General features: G+C 65.3%; 18 protein-coding genes. 11 read left to right on the top strand and 7 right to left on the bottom strand.

Annotated elements, in window-relative coordinates; genetic code table 11:
* Window positions 1-516: a helix-turn-helix domain-containing protein gene (locus EI171_RS35565; protein WP_028175605.1), complete on the bottom strand. Its 516-nt coding sequence runs from the start codon at window positions 514-516 to the stop codon at window positions 1-3.
* Window positions 517-917: 401 nt separating this feature from the next.
* On the bottom strand, window positions 918-1,925 hold the full coding sequence (locus EI171_RS35560) for a polyprenyl synthetase family protein (RefSeq protein ID WP_028175606.1): 1,008 nt from the start codon (window positions 1,923-1,925) through the stop codon (window positions 918-920).
* A gap of 132 nt (window positions 1,926-2,057) precedes the next feature.
* Between EI171_RS35560 and EI171_RS35555 the strand changes: the two genes are divergently transcribed.
* The 6 genes from EI171_RS35555 (at window position 2,058) to glyS (ending at window position 7,695) form a co-directional block, all read left to right on the top strand.
* On the top strand, window positions 2,058-2,285 hold the full coding sequence (locus EI171_RS35555) for a DUF2007 domain-containing protein (RefSeq protein ID WP_011085319.1): 228 nt from the start codon (window positions 2,058-2,060) through the stop codon (window positions 2,283-2,285).
* Entirely contained in the window at window positions 2,278-3,039 is a 762-nt protein-coding gene (locus EI171_RS35550; RefSeq protein WP_028175607.1) for a tRNA1(Val) (adenine(37)-N6)-methyltransferase, read from the top strand. The genes EI171_RS35555 and EI171_RS35550 overlap by 8 nt, the downstream gene beginning before the upstream one ends.
* 216 nt (window positions 3,040-3,255) lie before the next feature.
* A complete protein-coding gene (locus tag EI171_RS35545) occupies window positions 3,256-4,164 on the top strand; it encodes a S49 family peptidase (protein ID WP_028175608.1) in 909 nt (302 codons plus the stop codon).
* 116 nt (window positions 4,165-4,280) lie between these two features.
* Window positions 4,281-4,472 carry a hypothetical protein gene (locus tag EI171_RS35540; protein WP_028175609.1) on the top strand — a complete coding sequence of 64 codons (192 nt, stop codon included), beginning with the start codon at window positions 4,281-4,283 and terminating at the stop codon, window positions 4,470-4,472.
* Window positions 4,473-4,660: 188 nt separating this feature from the next.
* The gene (locus EI171_RS35535; RefSeq protein WP_011085322.1) at window positions 4,661-5,596 is read left to right on the top strand and encodes a glycine--tRNA ligase subunit alpha; all 936 of its coding nucleotides are present in this window, start codon (window positions 4,661-4,663) and stop codon (window positions 5,594-5,596) included.
* Entirely contained in the window at window positions 5,596-7,695 is a 2,100-nt protein-coding gene (glyS, locus tag EI171_RS35530; RefSeq protein WP_161536069.1) for a glycine--tRNA ligase subunit beta, read from the top strand. Before EI171_RS35535 ends, glyS begins: the two co-directional genes overlap by 1 nt.
* Before the next feature lie 306 nt (window positions 7,696-8,001).
* Here glyS and EI171_RS35525 read toward each other — a convergent pair whose 3' ends face one another.
* Complete coding sequence (locus EI171_RS35525) at window positions 8,002-8,355, bottom strand: DUF1236 domain-containing protein (RefSeq protein WP_161536068.1); 354 nt, start codon at window positions 8,353-8,355, stop codon at window positions 8,002-8,004.
* 225 nt (window positions 8,356-8,580) lie between these two features.
* Here EI171_RS35525 and EI171_RS35520 point away from each other — a divergent pair, with 225 nt between their 5' ends.
* From EI171_RS35520 to EI171_RS35510, 3 genes are all read left to right on the top strand, one after another.
* The gene (locus EI171_RS35520; protein WP_074077234.1) at window positions 8,581-8,736 is read left to right on the top strand and encodes a DUF3096 domain-containing protein; all 156 of its coding nucleotides are present in this window, start codon (window positions 8,581-8,583) and stop codon (window positions 8,734-8,736) included.
* Window positions 8,737-8,832: 96 nt separating this feature from the next.
* Window positions 8,833-11,769 (top strand): pyruvate, phosphate dikinase, encoded by a 2,937-nt coding sequence (gene ppdK, locus EI171_RS35515; RefSeq protein WP_161536067.1) that lies wholly within the window; start codon window positions 8,833-8,835, stop codon window positions 11,767-11,769.
* Window positions 11,770-12,291: 522 nt separating this feature from the next.
* The gene (locus EI171_RS35510; protein WP_161536066.1) at window positions 12,292-13,746 is read left to right on the top strand and encodes a cell wall hydrolase; all 1,455 of its coding nucleotides are present in this window, start codon (window positions 12,292-12,294) and stop codon (window positions 13,744-13,746) included.
* A gap of 189 nt (window positions 13,747-13,935) precedes the next feature.
* On the opposite strand, the gene nadC is transcribed toward EI171_RS35510, so the two are convergent.
* The 4 genes from nadC to EI171_RS35490 all read right to left on the bottom strand — a co-directional run bounded on the left by nadC (window position 13,936) and on the right by EI171_RS35490 (window position 19,014).
* Complete coding sequence (gene nadC, locus EI171_RS35505) at window positions 13,936-14,814, bottom strand: carboxylating nicotinate-nucleotide diphosphorylase (RefSeq protein WP_161536065.1); 879 nt, start codon at window positions 14,812-14,814, stop codon at window positions 13,936-13,938.
* 11 nt (window positions 14,815-14,825) lie between these two features.
* Window positions 14,826-16,436, bottom strand: a complete 1,611-nt coding sequence (locus tag EI171_RS35500; protein ID WP_028175615.1) for an L-aspartate oxidase — start codon at window positions 16,434-16,436, stop codon at window positions 14,826-14,828.
* Between the two features lie 172 nt (window positions 16,437-16,608).
* Window positions 16,609-17,727, bottom strand: a complete 1,119-nt coding sequence (nadA, locus tag EI171_RS35495) for a quinolinate synthase NadA (protein WP_161536064.1) — start codon at window positions 17,725-17,727, stop codon at window positions 16,609-16,611.
* Between the two features lie 165 nt (window positions 17,728-17,892).
* On the bottom strand, window positions 17,893-19,014 hold the full coding sequence (locus EI171_RS35490; protein ID WP_161532241.1) for an IS630 family transposase: 1,122 nt from the start codon (window positions 19,012-19,014) through the stop codon (window positions 17,893-17,895).
* A gap of 38 nt (window positions 19,015-19,052) precedes the next feature.
* Between EI171_RS35490 and EI171_RS35485 the strand changes: the two genes are divergently transcribed.
* A complete protein-coding gene (locus EI171_RS35485; RefSeq protein ID WP_126262178.1) occupies window positions 19,053-19,334 on the top strand; it encodes a LexA family transcriptional regulator in 282 nt (93 codons plus the stop codon).
* A 203-nt stretch (window positions 19,335-19,537) separates the two neighbouring features.
* Window positions 19,538-20,791 carry an MFS transporter gene (locus tag EI171_RS35480; protein ID WP_161536063.1) on the top strand — a complete coding sequence of 418 codons (1,254 nt, stop codon included), beginning with the start codon at window positions 19,538-19,540 and terminating at the stop codon, window positions 20,789-20,791.
* The last annotated feature ends 9 nt before the right edge of the window (window positions 20,792-20,800 follow it).

The raw sequence follows: 20,800 nt of genomic DNA, 5'->3' as shown, positions 1-20,800 counted from the left end.
TCAATCTCCAGCCGGCGCAATGGCCGGGTTCATGGCCTTGAGCGAAGCGAGCCGTTTGCGCATCCCGCGGCTGGCGCCCGGCCCAGCGATGATGACCGCATTGTCGAGCGTGATCGGCTGCATGTCGGCGGCATCGACCACGACCGGGTCGAACGGTCGACGATCGGCCCGGCTCGCCAGCAGAATGGCTTCGCCCTTCGGTGCGAGATGCCTGTTGCCCCAGGCGAGCAGCGCGGCGACCACGGGGAAGAAATCCCGCGCCTTGTCCGTCAGCACATATTCGTAACGCGGTGGCCGCTCGCTGTAACGGCGGCGGACGAACATGCCTGACGCGGTGAGATGGGCGAGACGCCGCGACAGGATGTTCGGCGCGATCCCGAGATTTTGCGAGAACTCGTCGAACTTCGTCGCGCCCTGGAACGCATCCCGCAGGATCAAAATGCTCCACCATTCGCCGACCGTCTCCACGGCGCGGCCCACCGGGCATTCCAGGATGGAGGGGGATTTGGGCTGCATGGCGGGAGGATAGGATAGTAACTTGCAAAATGCAAGTAACTAGGCATGGCAAGGGCGTTGCTAAAACGTTGTGAGAAAGCGAACTTATGTCTCTGAGTAAAATGCCAGTTGAAGAGAAGCGGCCGCGCGCCTTGCTCCGTCATTGCGAGCGCAGAGAAGCAATCCAGTCTGTTTTCGCGGAGGGACTCTGGATTGCTTCGCTGCGCTCGCAATGACGATCTGGGGGCAATGCGCACTGATCGAACACCGTCACCCTGAGGTGCTCGCCTCTTCGGCGAGCCTCGAAGGGCGACGGCCCGGGCCGTGCATCCTTCGAGGCTCCCGGCGCGATGCTTCGCATCGCGCCACTCGCGCCTCAGGATGACGGGGTTGATAGCAGAAGCAGAAAGACCCTCAGGCCGCTAATGCGACCGCGCCAGGCAGAACGCCACGACCTGCTCCAGCGCGCTCTTCATCGGCGACGACGGGAACAGCGCCAGGGCGTCCACCGCCATGGCGCCGTAGTGCTGGGCGCGGCTCAGCGTGTCCTCGAGCGCGCGGTGCTTGTTCATCAGGCCGATGGCGTGGTCGAGGTCGGAATCGCCGATCTCGCCGCGCTCCAGCGCCTTGATCCAGAAGGCGCGCTCGGTGTCGTTGCCGCGGCGGAAGGCGAGCACGACCGGCAGCGTGATCTTGCCCTCGCGGAAATCGTCGCCGGTGTTCTTGCCGAGCTTGGCGCTCTTGCCGCCATAGTCGAGCACGTCATCGACGAGCTGGAAGGCGATGCCGAGATTCATGCCGACCGAGCGGCAGGCGGTCTGTTCCGCCTTCGGGCGGTTGGCGATCACGGGGCCGACCTCGCAGGCGGCGGCGAACAGCTCGGCGGTCTTGCCGCGGATCACGGCGAGATATTCGTCCTCGGTGGTCGCGGTGTTCTTGGCGGCCGCAAGCTGCATCACCTCGCCCTCGGCGATGGTGGCGGCCGCCGCGGAAAGAATGTCGAGCGCGCGGAGCGAGCCGACCTCGACCATCATGCGGAACGCCTGGCCGAGCAGGAAGTCGCCGACCAGCACGCTCGCCTCGTTGCCCCAGAGCATGCGCGCCGACAGCTTGCCGCGGCGCATCTCGCTCTCGTCCACGACGTCGTCATGGAGCAGGGTGGCGGTGTGCATGAACTCGACGGAGGCCGCCAGCTTGATATGGCCGTCGCCGGTGTAGCCGGCAAGGTTCGCCATGGCGAGCGTCAGCATCGGCCGCAGGCGTTTGCCCCCGGAGGAGATCAGATGGTTGGCGACCTCCGGGATCATGGTTACGTCAGAACCGGTCCGCGACAGGATCGTGGCGTTGACGCGCTCCATGTCACCGGCGACAAGGGCAACCAGCTCTTCGATCGACGCGCCGGGAGTTTCGAAAGGTACGATGACGGCCACGCCGGTCTCCAATATTTGCCCCGGAAGGGCTATTCTGATGGAAATACAATAGAAACTGGAGGCGGACGCGGCAAGTGCCGCGGAACCATTGACATTTGCCGCATAACCCCTTTCAGGCAGGAGACCTGCGTTTTGCGTGAACTGGTTCGGACCAACGATATGGTGCTGGTATCGGCGATCGGCGCGCTGCTCGACGGCGCCAATATCCATCATCTGGTGCTGGACCAGAACATGAGCATCATCGAGGGCTCGCTCGGCATTTTGCCGCGGCGGATCCTGGTCCATGAGGACGACGCCCAGGAGGCCCGGCAGCTCCTGACCGAGGCGGGGCTCAGCCACGAACTGCGCGGCGATGATTGAGGCCGACATCACCGAGGACGCCTTTCTCGGCGGCCAGTTGCGGCTGAAGCAGAAGCGGTCCGGGCATCGCGCCGGGCATGACGCCATCCTGCTCGCGGCGGCGACGGAGGCGAGAGCGGGCGACCGCGTGGTCGATCTCGGCGCCGGCATCGGCACGGCCGGGCTGGCGCTTGGCCGGCGCGTGGCGGGGATCAGGCTCAGCCTGGTCGAGATCGATCCGGAACTGGCGGAGCTCGCGCGCGCCAATGCGGCGGCGAACGCGATTGCCGCCGAGACGATCGTGCTCGACGTCACGGCCGATGCGCAGGCTTTCGTGGCACATGGGCTCGTGCCCGACAGCGTCGATAGTGTGCTGATGAACCCGCCCTTCAACGATCCGGTGCGCCATCGCGGTTCGCCGGACCAGGCGCGCCATACCGCGCATGTGGCGACGGAGGAGACGCTGCATGCGTGGGTGCATGCAGCGCGGCGTATCCTCCGGTCGAACGGTGTGCTGACGTTGATCTGGCGCGCGGATGGAATCGCCGAGATTTTGGCAGCGCTGTCACGCGGCTTCGGCAGCCTTGCGATCCTGCCGGTTCATGGCGAAGCGGGACGGCCCGCGATCCGCGTGCTGGTGCGCGCGATCAAAGGCGGCAGGGCGCCGACGCGCCTGCTGCCGGGCCTCATGCTTAACGAAGAGTCACACGTGCCTAAAAAAGAGGTGACGGATATTCTGGAGGGAAGGGCAGTCTTGCCGCTGGCGGAGCTGTGACGGCCTACTGTGGCAGCGATTCCGACTGCTGTTCTTGCGGGGACGTAAAGCGAATCGCCGTGAAAAGCGCACCGATCAGCATCAACAGCAGATAGATCTTCATGGCGTTTCCTCCGCTGCTTCATTGCAGCTTCCCGACGGGAATTCTGCAAAACACGTTCCAGGCACTTTCAATGACAGTCGCGTGATAAAAATTGGTTAAACAGAGGTAACGGCATGGCCGAACAATTGAACGATCGTGAGAGTTCCGGCCTGGCCGACAAGCTCATGCAATATCTGCCGGCGCGCTTCCGCCCGGGCACGGCGGTGGTGCCGGTGGTGCGGCTGTCAGGCGTGATCGGTGCGGTGACGCCGCTGCGCCCGGGCATGACGCTCGCAGGCGTCGCGCGGGTGCTGGAGCGGGCCTTCTCGATGCGGAACGCCAAGGCGGTGGCGCTGGTGATCAATTCGCCCGGCGGCTCGCCGGTGCAGTCGCGCCAGATCTATCTGCGCATCAAGCAGCTCGCGGCGGAGAAGAAGCTGCCGGTGCTGGTGTTCGTCGAGGACGTCGCGGCCTCGGGCGGCTACATGATCGCCTGTGCGGGCGACGAGATCTTCTGCGATCCGTCCTCGATCCTCGGCTCGATCGGCGTGGTCGGCGGCAGCTTCGGTTTCCAGGACGCGATCAAGCGGCTCGGCATCGAGCGGAGGCTCTATACCGCCGGCGCGCACAAGGCGATGCTCGATCCGTTCCTGCCCGAAAACCCCGACGACGTCGCCAAGCTCAAGGCGCTCCAGCGCGAGATCCACCAGATCTTCATTGCGCTGGTGAAGGAGAGCCGCGGCGCGCGGCTCAAGGGCGAGGACGACACCTTGTTCACCGGCGAATACTGGGCCGGCGCGAGTTCGATCGCGCTGGGGCTGGCCGACGGCATCGGCGATCTCCGCTCAACTCTTCGTGCCCGCTATGGCGAGAAGGTTCTCACCCCCGTGATCGCGCAGCCGACCGGGCTGCTGTCCGGCCTTCTGGGGCGCAAATCGCCCGGCGCAGGCCAGCTTTCGGCCCTGGAATCAATGGCCGGGCTGCCGGACGAGCTGATCTCGGCGGTCGAAACGCGGGCGATTTGGGCGAAATTCGGGTTCTAGGGCGCGGTCTTCCGCGCCATTTGGTCCCAAGGAGACTTGAAGCCGGGCCAATTGCGGCGCGGCCCGGTCTGCGCAAGAATGTGCGTGGGGGCTGAGCACTAGACAAGGATCGACCGATGCCGCCGTTCGTCGCTTTCGCGGGCGTCTTGGGCGGGCTTGCCGTGGTCCGCTGGGCCTACAAGACCGCTGTTCGGATCAACCAGGAGCTGGAGGAGATGCGCCTCGCGCGCGTCGCCGAGGCCGCCCATATGGGGGACATCCAGACGCTGAAGCGTGACCCCGTGACCGGGGCGTATCGCCCGGGTTAGCTGCACCTTCCACACGGCGTCATTCCGGGGCGGTCCGCAGGACCGAACCCGGAATCTCGAGCTTCCGGGTTCGCCCTTCGGGCGCCCCGGAATGACGGCCATTTCCACCCCCTTTGCCTTGATTCCCATCCCTGCCGTCGATACGGTCCCGCGCGATTCAAAACCCCCCGCGAGAGCCTGATCTGACGATGGACGCCTCCTTGCCCGCCCATATGCGCCCGGAACGCTCGTTCCAGGGCTTCATCCTCGCGCTCCAGCGGTTCTGGGCCGAGCAGGGCTGCGTGATCCTGCAGCCCTACGACATGGAGATGGGCGCGGGTACCTTCCATCCGGCGACCACCCTGCGCGCGCTCGGGCCAAAACCCTGGAACGCCGCCTATGTGCAGCCCTCGCGCCGGCCCAAGGACGGCCGCTACGGCGAGAACCCGAACCGGATGCAGCACTATTACCAATTCCAGGTGATCATGAAGCCGTCGCCGCCGAACCTTCAGGAGCTGTACCTGAAATCGCTCGCCGCGATCGGCATCGATTCCGCCGTGCACGACATCCGCTTCGTCGAGGATGATTGGGAGAGCCCGACGCTGGGCGCCTGGGGCCTTGGCTGGGAATGCTGGTGCGACGGCATGGAAGTCTCCCAGTTCACCTACTTCCAGCAGGTCGCGGGCTTCGAATGCGCGCCGGTCGCGGGTGAGCTCACCTACGGGCTCGAGCGCCTCGCGATGTATGTGCAGGGCGTCGACCGCGTCTACGACCTCAATTTCAACGGCCGCGACGGCGACGCCAAGGTCACCTATGGCGACGTCTTCCTCCAGGCCGAGCGGGAATATTCGAAGCACAACTTCGAAGTTGCCGACACCGCGATGCTGTTCGAGCAGTTCAAGATGGCGGAAGCGGCCTGCCGGAAATATCTCGACGCGGGCTGGCGCGAGGGCAACCGGAAAGAGCACCTGATGGCGCTGCCGGCCTATGACCAGTGCATCAAGGCGAGCCATGTCTTCAACCTGCTCGACGCGCGCGGCGTGATCTCCGTGACGGAGCGGCAGAGCTACATTCTTCGCGTCCGCGAGCTGGCAAAGGCCTGCGGCGAGGCCTGGATCCATACTGAAGCGGGCGGAGCGGCCTGATGCCCGATCTTTTGCTTGAACTGTTCTCGGAAGAGATCCCCGCGCGCACGCAGGCGAAGGCGGCCGACGATCTGCGCCGCATGGTCACCGACAAGCTGGTCGCCGAAGGCCTCGTCTACGAGGGTGCGAAAGCCTTCGCGACGCCGCGCCGCCTTGCGCTCACCGTGCACGGCATTCCCTCGCGCCAGCCTGACCTGAAGACCGAACGCCGCGGACCGAAAATGGGCGCGCCCGATGCGGCCGTGCAGGGCTTTCTGAAAGCGACAGGTTTGAAGTCGCTGGATGAGGCCAAGATCCAGCGCGATCCGAAGGGCGACTTCTATATCGCGCTGATCGAAAAACCCGGCCGAGACGCGATCGACGTGCTTGCGGAGATACTGCCCGTCATCATCCGTACCTTCCCCTGGCCGAAATCGATGCGCTGGGGCGCGCGTTCGGGCAAGCTGGGCTCACTGAACTGGGTGCGTCCGCTGCACGCGATCATCGCGACGTTTGGGCTCGAGACCGAAGAGCCCGATGTCGTGAAATTCGCGGTGGACGGCATCGAAGCCGGCCAGACCACCTATGGTCATCGTTTCCTGGCGCCCGCCGCGATCAATGTGCGCCGCTTCGAGGATTACGAGGCGAAGCTGCTGGACGCGAAGGTCGTGCTCGATCCGGAGCGCCGCAAGGACGCGATCCTCACCGACGCCAAGCAGCTTGCGTTCGCGCAGGGTTTCGATCTCGTCGAGGACCAGAACCTGCTCGACGAGGTCGCCGGCCTCGTCGAATGGCCGGTCGTGCTGATGGGCTCGTTCGAACCGGAATTCCTGGCGACGCCCGCGGAAGTGATCCGCGCCACGATTCGCAACAACCAGAAGTGCTTTGTCGTGAGCGATGCCAAGACGGGCAAGCTCGCCAACAAGTTCATCCTGGTCGCCAACATCGAGGCGACGGATGGCGGCAAGACCATCATCGCCGGCAACGAGCGCGTCATCCGCGCGCGGCTTTCCGATGCGAAGTTCTTCTACGAGACGGACCTCAAAACCAAGCTCGAGGACCGCCTGCCGAAATTCGAGCAGATCGTGTTCCACGAGAAGCTCGGGACGCAGGCCGCGCGCATCAAGCGCATCGAGCGCCTGGCCGCCGAGGTCGCGCCGCTGGTCGGCGCCGATGTTGCCAAGACGACGCGTGCCGCGCATCTGGCGAAGGCGGATTTGCTGACCGAAGTCGTCGGCGAATTCCCGGAGGTGCAGGGCCTGATGGGCAAGTACTACGCGCTGGCCCAGGGCGAGGATGCCTCCGTCGCGGCGGCGTGCGAGGAGCACTACAAGCCGCAGGGCCCCGCCGATCGCGTGCCGACCGACCCGGTCAGCGTCGCGGTGGCACTCGCCGACAAGCTCGACACCCTCGTCGGATTCTGGGCGATCGACGAGAAGCCGACGGGCAGCAAGGACCCGTATGCGCTGCGTCGCGCGGCGCTCGGCGTGATCCGGTTGATTGCCGAGAACACGTTGCGGCTGTCGCTCATGAAGGTGGCTGCGTCCGCACTCGCCGGCTTGTCGGTGAAGCCAGCCGATGTGCAGAAGCTTCCGGGTGACCTGCTTACCTTCTTCGCCGACCGCCTGAAGGTCCAGCTCCGCGAGCAGGGCGCGCGGCACGATCTCGTTGACGCCGTGTTCGCCCTCGGTGGCCAGGACGACCTGCTGATGATCGTTCGCCGCGTCGATGCACTCGGCAAATTCCTCGAATCCGACGACGGCAAGAACCTGCTGGCCGGCACCAAGCGCGCCAGCAACATCCTCTCGATCGAGGAGAAGAAGGACAAGCGCCTATACGACGATGAGCCCGCTACTGCGCTCTACAGTCTCGGCGAGGAGAAGGCGCTGGCGAAGGCGATCAGTGAAGTGCAGGCGGAAGCATCCGCCGCCGTCGCCAAGGAGGACTTCGCCGCCGCGATGAGCGCGATGGCGAAGCTGCGTCCGCCGGTCGATGCGTTCTTCGACAAGGTCCGCGTCAATGACGATGATCCAAAGGTGCGCGAGAACCGCCTGAAGCTGCTCAACGAAATCCGCAGCGCCACGCGTGCGGTCGCGGACTTCTCGAAGATCCAGGATTGAGGCGCGGCCGAGCGGCAAACACTACTGTCATTCCGGGGCGCGCGAAGCGCGAACCCGGAATCCATTCATCGTCACGCGCTGTGGCCCGATGGATTCCGGGCCCACGCCTCCGGCGTGTCCCGGAATGACGGCTCTTGCTGAGGATAAAAAAGCCCCACCCGGCGGGGGAAACCGGGCGGGGCCTGATGTCCGATTCTAACACTGCACGCGTCAGCCTGATTTGACGCGCCGGACATCGAGTTGAACGATGCGTTTTCGAGCGAAGTGGATACCGGTTCGCTCGAAAGGAACGTGTCCGTCGAGGATCTAGTCCAGCACCTCGACGATGCGCCGCGAGCGCGGCTCGACCAGCACGGTCTCGCCGTTCACGACGGTGTAGCGATAGGTGGTGGCGCCGAAACGTTGCGGCACGTCATAATAGGTGACGCCGCTCTCGGGTAAGGTGGCGCCGACCACTACGCGATCCGGGATGCGAAAGGCCGGCACGCGTTGTTCAACGACATAGTCGCGGAAGGCTGGCCGCTGCTCGACCGCGATCGTCGGGCCGCCGTCGACCACGACGGGCGCGCGTCCAATCGTAATGCCTGTTTGCGCCTGTGCCGCAATCGGCGCACCGAGCGCGACGCCAAGCGCTGCGAGAGCGAGAATCCTGTTCCGCATGGGCAACTCCTTCGACATGATTTCAGCCGGCGCCAGTGGCGCGACCGGTTGCCAATGCTGCGACGCGCGCGATGTTCCGGAAAATGCCTTGCCGCATTCGCGGCATTTTTGGGCAGTTTTCGCGAAGGGGGGAACTCGTGCGACCCCTAGTGCGTCTCTACCCGCGGAACCGGGTCCGCTATGATCCGCCCGCGATTCGCCCCCACCACCACGGAAAGATAATTCATGCACATCACTGTCGCCCACATTTCGCCGATCCTGTCGTTGATTGCGGGCGTGCTCATCCTGATCATGCCGCGGCTTCTCAACCTCATCGTCGCGATCTTTCTCATCATAAATGGTGCGATCGGGCTCGGATTGTTGAAGTGGCTCCATCTCTAGGCCTTCATTTTCCGGAACTCTTCGACTTGCGCGGGCCTGCCCAAAGTGGTGTAAGGCGCGCGATTTCCCTTTCCTCTCGCAGGTTGTGTGCAAGCTATGGCCAAAGCCGCCTCGAAGCCTAAGAAAATACCAGCGAAATCAAAGTCCTCCGTCAAGGCGAAAGCCGCGCCGGCGGCTCGCAAGGCGCTTTCCAAGAGCGTCCCGAAGCCGATTGCCAAGCCCGCGGCCAAGCCGGCTGCGAAGCCCGCCGCCAAGGCGGTTTCAAAGGCTGCGACCAAGCCGGTTGCGCCGAAGGCCGCCGCCAAGGTCGCTCTGAAGCCGGCACCGAGCAAAGTCGCGCCAGCTGCGGCCAAGGCCGGCAAATGGGTGTTCACGTTCGGCGACGGCAAGGCCGAGGGCCGGACGGAGATGCGCGACCTGCTCGGCGGCAAGGGCGCCAACCTCGCCGAGATGGCCAATCTCGGCCTGCCGGTGCCTCCCGGCTTCACCATCCCGACCTCGGTCTGCACCTACTTCTACGCACACGGCAAGACCTATCCGAAGGAGTTGCAGTCGCAGGTTGAGAAGGCGCTCGACCATGTCGGCAAGTTGACCGGCAAGGTGTTCGGCGACACCAAGAACCCGCTGCTCGTCTCCGTGCGCTCCGGCGCGCGCGCCTCGATGCCGGGCATGATGGACACCGTGCTCAATCTCGGCCTCAACGACGAGACCGTGGAAGCGCTCTCGGAACTGTCCGGCGACCGCCGCTTCGCCTATGACAGCTACCGCCGCTTCATCACCATGTATTCCGACGTGGTGCTCGGTTTCGAACATCATCATTTCGAGGAAATCCTCGACACCTTCAAGGACAGCCAAGGCTACACGCTCGACACCGACCTGTCGGCTGAGGACTGGGTCGAGCTGGTCGGCAAGTACAAGGACGCGGTCGCGCGCGAGACCGGGAAGAATTTCCCGCAGGATCCGCACGACCAGCTCTGGGGCGCGATTGGAGCGGTGTTTTCGTCCTGGATGAACGCACGCGCGGTGACCTATCGCAAGCTGCACGACATTCCGGAATCCTGGGGCACCGCGGTCAACGTGCAGGCCATGGTGTTCGGCAACATGGGCGAGACGTCGGCGACCGGCGTCGCCTTCACGCGCAACCCCTCGACCGGCGAGAGCAAGCTCTACGGCGAGTTCCTGATCAACGCGCAGGGCGAGGACGTGGTGGCGGGCATCCGCACGCCGCAGGACATCACCGAAGAGGCGCGGAAGGAATCCGGCTCCGACAAGGCGTCGATGGAAGCGGCGATGCCGGAGGCCTTCAAGGAGCTGACGCGGATCTACACGCTGCTCGAGAAGCACTACCGCGACATGCAGGACATGGAGTTCACGGTCGAGCAGGGCAAGCTCTGGATGCTCCAGACCCGCGGCGGCAAGCGTACCGCCAAGGCGGCGCTGCGCATCGCGGTCGAGCTCGCCAATGAGGGCCTGATCACCAAGAAGGAAGCGGTGACGCGGATCGATCCGGCTTCGCTCGACCAGCTGCTGCATCCGACCATCGATCCCAACGCCAAGCGCGACGTGATCGCGACCGGCCTGCCGGCTTCGCCCGGTGCGGCTTCCGGCGAGATCGTGTTCTCCTCGGACGAAGCGGCCAAGCTTCAGGCCGACGGGCGCAAAGTGATTCTGGTCCGCATCGAGACCAGCCCCGAGGACATCCACGGCATGCACGCCGCCGAAGGCATCCTCACCACCCGCGGCGGCATGACCTCGCATGCGGCGGTGGTCGCACGCGGCATGGGCAAGCCCTGCGTCTCCGGCTGCGGCACCATCCGCGTCGACTACGGCCGCGGCACCATGAGCATCGGCTCGCGCACCTTCAAGACCGGCGACGTCATCACCATCGACGGCTCGCTCGGCCAGGTGCTCGCCGGCCGCATGCCGATGATCGAGCCGGAGCTGTCCGGCGAGTTCGGCACGCTGATGAAGTGGGCCGACCAGGTCCGCAAGATCGGCGTTCGCGTCAACGGAGATACGCCGGACGACGCCCGCACCGCGATCAAGTTCGGCGCGGAAGGCATCGGCCTGTGCCGCACCGAGCACATGTTCTTCGAGGAGACCCGCATCCGCACGGTGCGCGAGATGATCCTCTCGGAGGACGAGCAGTCACGCCGCGCCGCGCTCGCCAAGCTGCTGCCGATGCAGCGTGCCGACTTCGTCGAGCTGTTCGAGATCATGAAGGGCCTGCCCGTCACGATCCGGCTTTTGGATCCTCCCCTCCATGAGTTCCTGCCGCATACCCATGCCGAGGTCGAGGAAGTGGCGCGTGCCATGAACACCGACCCGCGGCGCCTGGCCGACCGCGCGCGCGAGCTGTCGGAGTTCAACCCGATGCTCGGCTTCCGCGGCTGCCGTATCGCGATCGCTTACCCCGAGATCGCCGAGATGCAGGCGCGCGCGATCTTCGAGGCCGCGGTCGAGGCCGAGAAGCGCACCGGCAAGGCCGTGGGCCTCGAGGTGATGGTGCCGCTGATCGCCACCAAGATGGAGCTCGACCTCGTCAAGGCGCGCATCGACGCCACCGCACAGGCCGTGATGCGCGACACCAACACCAAGCTCGCCTATCAGGTCGGCACCATGATCGAGCTGCCGCGCGCCTGTCTGCTCGCGGCCGAGATCGCGGAGAGCGCCGAGTTCTTCTCGTTCGGCACCAACGATCTGACGCAGACCACCTACGGCATCAGCCGCGACGATGCCGCGAGCTTCCTCGGCACCTACGTGTCCAAGGGCATCCTTCCGATCGATCCCTTCGTCGCGCTCGATCAGGAGGGCGTCGGCGAACTGGTCAAGATCGGCGTCGCGCGCGGCCGCAAGACCCGCCCGAAGCTCAAGGTCGGCATCTGCGGCGAGCATGGCGGCGATCCCGCTTCCGTCGCCTTCTGCCACAATATCGGCCTCGACTACGTCTCCTGCTCGCCCTACCGCGTGCCGATCGCCCGCCTCGCCGCGGCGCAAGCCGCACTCGGCAAGGCAGTCGCGAGCCAGGCGTAAGGCGATTTGAAATGTTGAATGCGAAGAGGCGGGGCCCAACCCCGCCTCTTTCATTTTGAGCGGCACTCTTGCCACGCCGTCATTGCGAGCGCAGCGAAGCAATCCAGAATCCCTCCGCGGCGGCAGTCTGGATTGCTTCGCTGCGCTCGCAATGACGAGACTGTTGAACGCGCATGCCGCCACACTCTCGGTGTCATCGCCCGCGGGGCATGACTGCTGTGGTGTGGAAGCGCTGTGTGCAAACGCTAACACCGGGAACTCGTCGCGCGTCCCGTAATGATACGTGCGCGCAAGAGTTCCTTCACCATTCGCGTTGACCAGATGTTTACCGCTTCGCGTGAGGCGGCATTTACCAATGCGCGTCATTGCCCCGTGAAAACACCTGCAATCGCTTGAGTGTGCCGCGCGCGCAACGCCGATTAACGCCCCGGCAACCTAAATTGGATACTTAAGAAAAAGATCGAATTGCACGGATGTACTGCGGTTCGATTTGTCTGGCGTTAGCGTAGCGTGAGCGTATCGATGTCAGTGTTGCGTAACCATCCGAAGGGCGCGCGGTTCGCGTCCTTCGGCATCGGTCTCTGCATCTTCGCATTGATGCCGAGAGAGACCGGCTATCAGGATATTGCCTCGCTGCTGGCGCGTCAGCCCGGCGTCGCCGAGCGTTGGCAGAAGCAGGTGTATTCCGCGGCGTCCTCGATCCAGCTCGCCACCTACAGTTTTTCCCGCCCCATCGGCACCTCGGTTCCGCAGAGTGCGATGGTTCGCCTCGCAAGCCTCGATGGCCGTGACGTCACCGGCGCGATCAGCCGCAATCCGGCGCTTCAGGCGCCGCCGCGCTACCAGGCAGCCGACTTCCCCAAGGTCGATCGCTCCGTGAAGGGTGATCGCCTCGCTATTGTTGCACCGACGACGTCTCCCGACGCTGCCGCACCGGCCGCAGCCCCCGCGCAGGAAGATCCCGCGACGTCGAACAGTTCGGTGTTCGGCGCCAAGACTGCCGCGTTGCCGCAGGCGATGTCGCCGGAGTCCGCAGCCGCGCTCGACCCCGAGCTCCAGGAAGCGCTTCGCGCGCCGCCGTTGCCGCAATATGCCAATCCGCCGAAGGCCAGCGACCTTGCGCGCTCGTTCGCGGTTCAGCCGCTGGAGGCGCTGAAGCGGGCCGCAGCGCCCGCCGCGCCTGCGCGCGATCCCTTCAGCGTCAAGACCGCGAACCTGTTCTTCGGCAGCTCCTCGCTCGGCGGCAATCTCGAGAGCATCGAGAGCTGGCAGCCCGGCGCCGAGCCGCTGATCGTGATGCCCGACCCCGACATGAAGGTGACGGCCTCGCTGACGCCGCCGTCGGAAGAGATTGCCAAGGACATCGAGAGCGGCGAGAGCGTCGCGCCGAAGGGCGAGGTCAATGCCGACAACCAGCGCGCCAGGTCGCCGGCGGAGCGGCTCGCACTCGACGACAAGTCGCGCGCGAAATCCGAGAAGTGCCTCGCGGAAGCGGTCTACTTCGAGTCCCGCGGCGAGGCCGTGCGCGGCCAGATGGCGGTCGCGCAGGTCGTGATGAACCGCGTGTTCTCCGGCAAATATCCCGACACGGTGTGCGGAGCAGTCTATCAGAACAAGCACCGCCATTTCGCCTGCCAGTTCACCTTTGCCTGCGACAACAATCCCGACGTGATCCGCGAGCCCGAGATGTGGGAGCGCGCCAAGAAGATCGCGAAAGCGATGCTCGACGGCCAGATCTGGCTGCCCGAGGTCGGCAAGTCCACGCATTACCACGCCTATTGGGTGCGCCCGTCCTGGGTCGCCGAGATGAAGAAGATGTACAAGACCGGCGTGCACACCTTCTATCGCCCGCGCGCCTGGGGCGACGGCAGCGAGGAACCGAGCTGGGGCTCTCCGGCTCAGACCGCCGCACTCTCCGCCGAACTCACGCAGGAAGCCAAGAGCTCCGCCGAGATGGGTGTGAGCGAGCGGCGCTGAGATAGCCTACGGCTGTCGCCGCAAGCGCAGCCGTGCTCCCTCGCCCCGCTTGCGGGGAGAGGGTTGGGGTGAGGGGGACTCTCTACGGGGACGGTGAGAGTTAGACTCGCGGAGACTCCCCCTCACCCGGAATCCGCGCTTTCAGCGGGAATTCCGGCCTCTCCCCGCAAGCGGGGAGAGGCAAAGAAATCACGCCTCGATATCCAGTGCACAATCGAAATTCGGCGCCGAATGCGTCAGCGCGCCGGACGAGGCGTAGTCGACGCCGGTCGCTGCGATTGCGGCGATCGAGTCCAACGTGACGCCGCCGGATGCTTCCAGCTTGAGCCGTCCCTCGCTCATCCGCACCGCCTCACGCAGCGTCGCAAGGTCCATGTTATCGAGCAGTACGGCGTCAGCCATCCCCGTGTCCAGCACCTCGCGCAGTTGCGCCAGCGTATCCACCTCGATCTCGATCTTGATGAGATGGCCGGCGTGGGCGCGTGCGCGCTCCAGCACGGGGCGGATGCCGCCGGCGACCGCGATGTGGTTGTCCTTGATCAGGATCGCGTCGTCGAGGCCGAAGCGGTGGTTGAAGCCGCCGCCGCAGCGCACCGCGTATTTCTCCAGTGCGCGCAAGCCCGGCGTGGTTTTTCGCGTGCAGCAGATCCGCATCCTGCTGCCTTCGGTGCGCGCGACATAGTCCGCCGTCAGCGTCGCGACGCCCGACAGCCGCCCGACGAAGTTCAGCGCGGTCCGCTCCGCGGTGAGAATGGCGCGCGCGGGACCGGAGATCGTCAGCACGTGCTGCCCGCGGGCCATGCGCGCGGCGTCGCGAACATGCGCGCGCACCTCGATGTCGGACGACAGCTCTTGCAGCGTCGCCAGCGCCAGCGGCAGGCCGGCGATCACGCCGGACTGGCGTGCGACCAGGATCGCCTTTGCTTTTGTCGCCTCCGGGATCGTCGCGAGCGAGGTGATGTCGCCGGCGCGGCCGAGATCTTCGTCGAGCGCGCGGTGCACGGCCTCGTCGATCGCGAGCGGCGAGAGGAAGGCGTCGGGATAGAGCAGGGATGTCGGGGTGATCATAGAGGACTCCGTCAGGCGATCATGGGTTGCGCGATGCGCGGCATTGGGCGTTCGGTGAGGTTTTCTGCGACCTCGCGCGCTGCTGCGAGGGTGGTCATCGTTCTCTTCGCCTGCGCGGGGAGATCAGCCGGATGATCGGAGCGGAAATGCGCGCCGCGGCTCTCGCACCGCGTCCAGGCCGCAGCGGCGACGAGCAGGGCTGTTGTCGCCATGTTGCGGACGGCGATGCTCGTTGCGTCACCTTCGAGCGCAGCGAAGCTGCGCACGGCCTCCGCAAGCCCGTCACCGTGACGGATCACGCCGACATGCGCGCTCATCGTCGCGCGCAGCCGCTTCACGGCCGCGGCATCCGGTGTGCCGCCGCGCGGCGCCACCAATGCGTCGGGAAGGCGGGCAGCCGAGGGGATGGCTCGGCCGGCGATGTCGTCGGCGATGCGTGCGGCGTAGACCACGGCCTCCAGCAGCGAATTCGAGGCGAGGCGGTTCGCGCCATGCGCACCGGTGGAGGACACTTCGCCGCCGGCCCATAGCCCGTCGATCGAGCTGCGGCCGCGCCCGTCCACCGCGATGCCGCCCATGTGGTAGTGCGCGGCGGGCGCGATCGGGATGGCCTGCGTGGCGGGATCGATGCCGGCGGCGATGCAGCTCGCATGCACGGTCGGGAATTTGTCGGCGAAGCGTGCGCCCAGCGCCTGCCGTGCGTCGAGGAATGCGCCGCGCCCGGCAGCGATCTCGGCGAACACGCCGCGGGCCACGATGTCGCGCGGCGCGAGCTCGGCGAGCGGATGACGCGCCAGCATGAAACGCTCGCCATCGGCGTTGATCAGCGTCGCCCCTTCGCCGCGCAGCGCCTCCGTCGCCAGCGGTGCCGGATCGCGGCCGACCATGATGGCGGTGGGGTGGAACTGCACGAATTCAGGATCGGCGATCAGGGCGCCGGCGCGCGCGGCGATCGCAAGGCCCGATCCGCTTGCTTCAATCGGATTGGTGGTGACTGCATAGAGATGGCCGAGGCCGCCGGTCGCGAGCACCACCGCGCGTGAGGCGAGCAGGACCGGCGGGGCGGCAGGATTGCCGGCCTCGCGCAACTGAAGGCCGGAGACGGCGCCGTCTTCCGTCAACAGCGCTTCGGCGACGAAACCCTCGATCAGCCGGATCGACGGCGTTCGGCGTACAGCCTCGCCCAGCGCCGCGATGATCGCTGCGCCCGCGCCGTCGCCGCGCACATGCACGATGCGGCGCGCCGAATGCGCAGCTTCCCGCCCCACCGCGAGCCTGCCTTCGAGGTCGCGATCGAACGGCACGCCATAGGCGAGCAGGTCATGGATGCGCGGCGCGGCCTCGCGGGCGATCCCGAGCGCGACCGCCTCGTCGACGAGGCCGCCGCCGACGGCAACCGTATCTGCGGCATGTGCTTCCGGAGTATCGCCCTCGGCCACCGCCGCGGCGATGCCGCCTTGCGCCCATGCCGATGAGGCGCCCTGTCCGAGCGGTGCCGCCGAGATCAGCGTCACCGGCCGCGGCGCGAGTTTTAGCGCGCAGAACAGTCCGGCAAGGCCGCCGCCGACGATGACGACATCGTCGGTGCTGCGAGTGAGGTTGTGGATGTTGTTTGTTGTCATGGCTTTCTCCAAGCTCTCAACCGTCGTCCCGGCGAAGGCCGGGACCCATACTCCGCAGCAGTAGTTGTTTGGCGAAGCTGCTTGACGTCGTTCTCTGCAACCACACCTTCCTGTGGATATGGGTCCCGGCCTTCGCCGGGACGACACTGTGGGTGTTGCTGCTGTTTGATGCTCAATTCTTCAGATTGATCATCCGCTCGACCGAGCGTCGCGCGCGCTCTGCAAGCGCGGGATCGATCGTCACCTCCTCGCGCAGCGTCAGCAGGCTCTCCAGGATGTTGGCGAGCGTGATGCGCTTCATGTGCGGGCAGAGATTGCAGGGGCGGAGCATCTCCACGTCAGGCAGTTCGGCACGCACATTGTCGGCCATCGAGCACTCGGTGATCATCACGAGCCGCCGCGGCCGCTTTGCGCGGACCCAGTTGATCATGTGCGCGGTCGAGCCGGTGAAGTCGGCCTCCGCCAGCACGTCAGGCGGGCATTCGGGATGGGCGATGATCTGCACCGAGGGATCGGCCTCGCGAAGCTCACGCAGCTCTCCGCCGGTGAAGCGCTCGTGCACCTCGCAGGCGCCTTTCCAGGCGATGATCTTCACGTCGGTCTTCGAGGCCACGTAGGTCGCGAGATAGCGGTCGGGCAGGAAGATCACGCTTGGCGCATTGAGGCTCTCGACCACCTGCACCGCGTTCGACGAAGTGCAGCAGATGTCCACCTCGGCCTTAACCTCCGCCGAGGTGTTGACATAGGCGACGACAGGAACGCCGGGAAATTTTTCCCGGAGCAGGCGAACGTCGGCGCCAGTGATGCTGGCGGCAAGCGAGCAGCCGGCGCGCGAATCCGGAATCAGCACCGTCTTGTCCGGGTTGAGCAGTTTCGAGGTCTCCGCCATGAAGTGCACGCCGCACTGGACGATGATGCCGGCCTTCACCTTGGTGGCTTCGACGGCGAGCTGGAGCGAGTCGCCGCCGATGTCGGCGACGCAGTGGAAGATCTCCGGGGCCTGGTAGTTGTGCGCAAGGATCACTGCGCCGCGCGCCTGCTTCAGCTCGTTGATCGCCTTGATGGTCGGCGCCATCAGCGGCCACTCGATCGGCGGGATCACGTGCTTCACGCGCTCATAGAGCGGCGCGGTGGCGCGCTCGACCTCGTCAGTCCATTCCAGCGAGGGCATCGGCAGTATGGATCCCGTTCGCGCCGGCGCGGCGCGTGGGAAGGGCGTGATCTGGTTCGTGGCTTGGCCCTGCGGCCGGTTGGCAAAGTCGTCGGGGCCGTAAAATCCAATGATCGGCATCAAAGCCTCCCGCTCGTGTTATTATGCTCAATGTGAGTATATTCAGGGCCCGAGAAATCCGGCCGAGAGGCCGGCTCGCACGTCGTCATCGCCCTAATATGCTCAATCTGAGTAAATCAAAGATATCACGCTCGGCCGGAAGTTGCTAGTGGTTCATCACAGTGATTATGACTCTTTGGCGGTGGCTGGATAGGCGCGGCCGAGTTTGGTGCGGGCTTTTTCTGTTGTGAACATCCATTTGATGCGGGCTCGGGTTTTATTCCGCCTCTTTTGCCATGCTGCGATCTCGTTTCGGAGCCTTTTGGGATCGTCGATGCGGCGGCCGAGACACTGACGCTGTAGCACGCTGATCTCGCACTCGACCATATTGAGCCAACTGGCGTGCTTCGGGGTGAAGTGGAATTCGAGGCGGCGCAGGATGCGCCGGGCCTCGGCGGGCGCGAAGGCCTCATACAGCGCCCCAGGCTTGTGGATCGACAAATTGTCCTGCACGACACGGATGCAGGCGGCGTCGGGATAATGGACGTCGACGAGATCACGCATGCAGTGGGCGTAGTCCACGGCGGCGCGGCGGTCGGTGACCTTGACGTTGCGCCAGCCCCGATGTGGATCGAAGGTGACGAAGAGATTGGCGGTGCCGTTGCGGCGATACTCGTAATCGTAGCGCTCGCGCTGTCCCGGTTGGGCCGGGACCGGCTGGCGCACCTCGCCGATCAGCTGGATGGGGGTCTCGTCGAAGCAGACCAGCGGCCGGGCGGGATTCTGCGTCTCGGCGTAGAGGTCGAGCACGTCCTCCATGCGGGCAACGTATTCGCCGTCGACATGGGGAATGCACCACATGTCCCTGCGCCACGGCTTGAGGTCGTTCTCGGCCAGCCGGCGACGCACGGTCTCGCCCGACAGGCTGTTGTGATCGGTGAGCTTGACCATCGTGTCGGCCAGCAGCGTCAGCGTCCAGCGTTTGCAGCCAGCGGGCGGCTTGGCGCATGCGGTCGCCACCAGCAGGGCTTCCTCCTTGCCGGTCAGCTTGCGCTCAGCGCCCGGACGCGGCTCCTCGCTCAGGGCCCGCTCCATATTGCCTTCCACGAAGCGGCGCCTGGTCCGGCCGACGGTGGAGAGGCTGACACTCACGGTCCGGGCAATCTCCTCGTCGCGGCAGCCTCCATCGGCCGCCAGCAAAATCTGCGCCCGCTTAAGCTTGCGGGCGGCGTGCTTGCCGCCGCCGAGCATCGCCGTCAGTTCGTCGCGCTCGGCTTGGCTCAATTCGACCCGATAACGTACATTCATGCTTTGCCTCCTTGTCGGAGGCCGGGACGAATCCAACGATGAGTCAAAAATCAGGCGCGCGCTTCACCGAGAAGCAGGGTTATTACCTGGCCTTCATCCATACCTACGCCCATATGTTCGGACGTCCCCCCGCCGAAGCCGACATCCAGCGCCACTTCCGCGTCAGCCCGCCTTCGGTCCATCAGATGATCGTCACCCTCGAACGAAACGGCTTCATCCGACGTCAACCCGGCGTCCCCAGAAGCATCGAAATCCTCGTGCCACCGGAAAGCTTGCCGATCCTCGAATGGCTCGGTATCAAAACGTCAAAATCACTGTGATGAACCACTAGGTCTCCTCGCACACATTCCCGTCAAGTCGCGCTCCGCTGTGCCGGACCAGGTCTGGTTGAAACGCAATGCTCCCGCGAAAGCCCTTCATAGAACGCAATCATTTTTGGCTTGGGATGTTCATGCATTTGCATTAAACGAGCTGACCTGTGGCTGCCTATTTCGGATCCGCCAACGACAAGATGAGGAACACCATGTCGACACAAGTGGGCGAACTCGGTCCGGTCTCGCGTTCCTCCACCTGGCGCACGCCGGCAATCATCATCCTCTGCGGCTGCGCCATCGGCATGCTCGGCTTCGGCCCGCGCTCGGCGCTCGGCTTCTTCGTGCAGCCGATGAGCCATGAGTTCGCCTGGGGTCGTGACGTGTTCGGCCTCGCGATCGCCGTGCAAAACCTGTTGTGGGGATTGGGCCAGCCGTTCGCCGGCGCGGTCGCCGATCGCTTTGGCCTGTTCCGGGTGATGTGCGTCGGCGCGCTGCTCTATGCCGGCGGCCTGCTCCTGATGCGCTACTCCTCGACGCCGCTGTCGCTGAACTTAGGGGCGGGCGTGATGGTCGGCTTTGGTCTTGCCGGCTGCTCGTTCAACCTGGTGCTGTCGGCGTTCAGCAAGCTGTTGCCGGCCGAGAAGCGCGGGCTTGCGCTCGGCGCCGGCACGGCGGCGGGCTCGTTCGGACAATTTCTGTTCGCGCCGATCGGCGTCGCGCTGATCGACAATTTCGGCTGGCAGCAGGCGCTCACCGTGTTCGGCTTCCTGATGCTGCTGATCATTCCGCTGTCGCTGGCGCTCTCGACGCCGCCGGTCGCAAACACGGCGAACGCGGCGCCCGCGGATGAGCAGACCTTCATGAAGGCGCTCGCGGAAGCCTTTGGCCACCGCTCCTATGTGCTGCTGGTGCTCGGCTTCTTCACCTGCGGCTTCCAGCTTGCTTTCATCACGGTGCATCTGCCGGCGTTCCTGGTCGATCGCGGCATCTCGGCGCAAACCGGCGGCTGGGTGATCGCGGCGATCGGCCTGTTCAACATCATGGGATCGCTCAGCGTCGGTTATCTCCAGAACTCGCTGCCCAAGCGCTACATCCTCTCGACCATCTATTTCACCCGCGCGCTTGCGACGCTGGCCTTCATCTCGTTCCCGATCACGCCGTTCTCGGCGATCGCGTTCGGTGCGATCTCCGGCCTGACCTGGCTGTCGACGGTGCCGCCGACCTCGGCGCTGGTCGCGCTGATGTTCGGCACGCGCTGGCTCGCGACGCTCTATGGCTTCGCCTTCGTCAGCCATCAGGTCGGGGGCTTCCTCGGCGTCTGGCTCGGCGGCATCGTGTTCGAGCGGTTCGGTTCCTACACGCCGATCTGGTGGCTCTCGATCCTGTTCGGCGTGCTCTCGGCGCTGATCAATCTTCCGATCGTGGAGAAACCCGTCGCGAGAGCGGTTGCGCAGCCTGCCTGATCGGCTAAA

Source organism: Bradyrhizobium sp. LCT2, assembly GCF_009931255.1.
GTDB classification, from domain to species: Bacteria; Pseudomonadota; Alphaproteobacteria; order Rhizobiales; family Xanthobacteraceae; genus Bradyrhizobium; species Bradyrhizobium diazoefficiens.
This window is presented reverse-complemented; position numbering and strand designations above follow the sequence as displayed.

Bases quoted from the DNA above. Each gene is read 5' to 3' on its own strand.
- EI171_RS35490 (WP_161532241.1), bottom strand. From the start codon at position 19,014: ATGAATGTACGTTATCGGGTCGAATTGAGCCAAGCCGAGCGCGACGAA.
- ppdK (WP_161536067.1), top strand. From the start codon at position 8,833: ATGGCCAAAGCCGCCTCGAAGCCTAAGAAAATACCAGCGAAATCAAAG.
- EI171_RS35540 (WP_028175609.1), top strand. From the start codon at position 4,281: ATGCCGCCGTTCGTCGCTTTCGCGGGCGTCTTGGGCGGGCTTGCCGTG.
- EI171_RS35525 (WP_161536068.1), bottom strand. From the start codon at position 8,355: ATGCGGAACAGGATTCTCGCTCTCGCAGCGCTTGGCGTCGCGCTCGGT.
- EI171_RS35500 (WP_028175615.1), bottom strand. From the start codon at position 16,436: ATGACAACAAACAACATCCACAACCTCACTCGCAGCACCGACGATGTC.
- nadC (WP_161536065.1), bottom strand. From the start codon at position 14,814: ATGATCACCCCGACATCCCTGCTCTATCCCGACGCCTTCCTCTCGCCG.
- EI171_RS35480 (WP_161536063.1), top strand. From the start codon at position 19,538: ATGTCGACACAAGTGGGCGAACTCGGTCCGGTCTCGCGTTCCTCCACC.
- EI171_RS35565 (WP_028175605.1), bottom strand. From the start codon at position 516: ATGCAGCCCAAATCCCCCTCCATCCTGGAATGCCCGGTGGGCCGCGCC.
- EI171_RS35545 (WP_028175608.1), top strand. From the start codon at position 3,256: ATGGCCGAACAATTGAACGATCGTGAGAGTTCCGGCCTGGCCGACAAG.
- EI171_RS35535 (WP_011085322.1), top strand. From the start codon at position 4,661: ATGGACGCCTCCTTGCCCGCCCATATGCGCCCGGAACGCTCGTTCCAG.
- EI171_RS35485 (WP_126262178.1), top strand. From the start codon at position 19,053: ATGAGTCAAAAATCAGGCGCGCGCTTCACCGAGAAGCAGGGTTATTAC.
- EI171_RS35550 (WP_028175607.1), top strand. From the start codon at position 2,278: ATGATTGAGGCCGACATCACCGAGGACGCCTTTCTCGGCGGCCAGTTG.
- EI171_RS35510 (WP_161536066.1), top strand. From the start codon at position 12,292: ATGTCAGTGTTGCGTAACCATCCGAAGGGCGCGCGGTTCGCGTCCTTC.
- glyS (WP_161536069.1), top strand. From the start codon at position 5,596: ATGCCCGATCTTTTGCTTGAACTGTTCTCGGAAGAGATCCCCGCGCGC.
- nadA (WP_161536064.1), bottom strand. From the start codon at position 17,727: ATGCCGATCATTGGATTTTACGGCCCCGACGACTTTGCCAACCGGCCG.
- EI171_RS35520 (WP_074077234.1), top strand. From the start codon at position 8,581: ATGCACATCACTGTCGCCCACATTTCGCCGATCCTGTCGTTGATTGCG.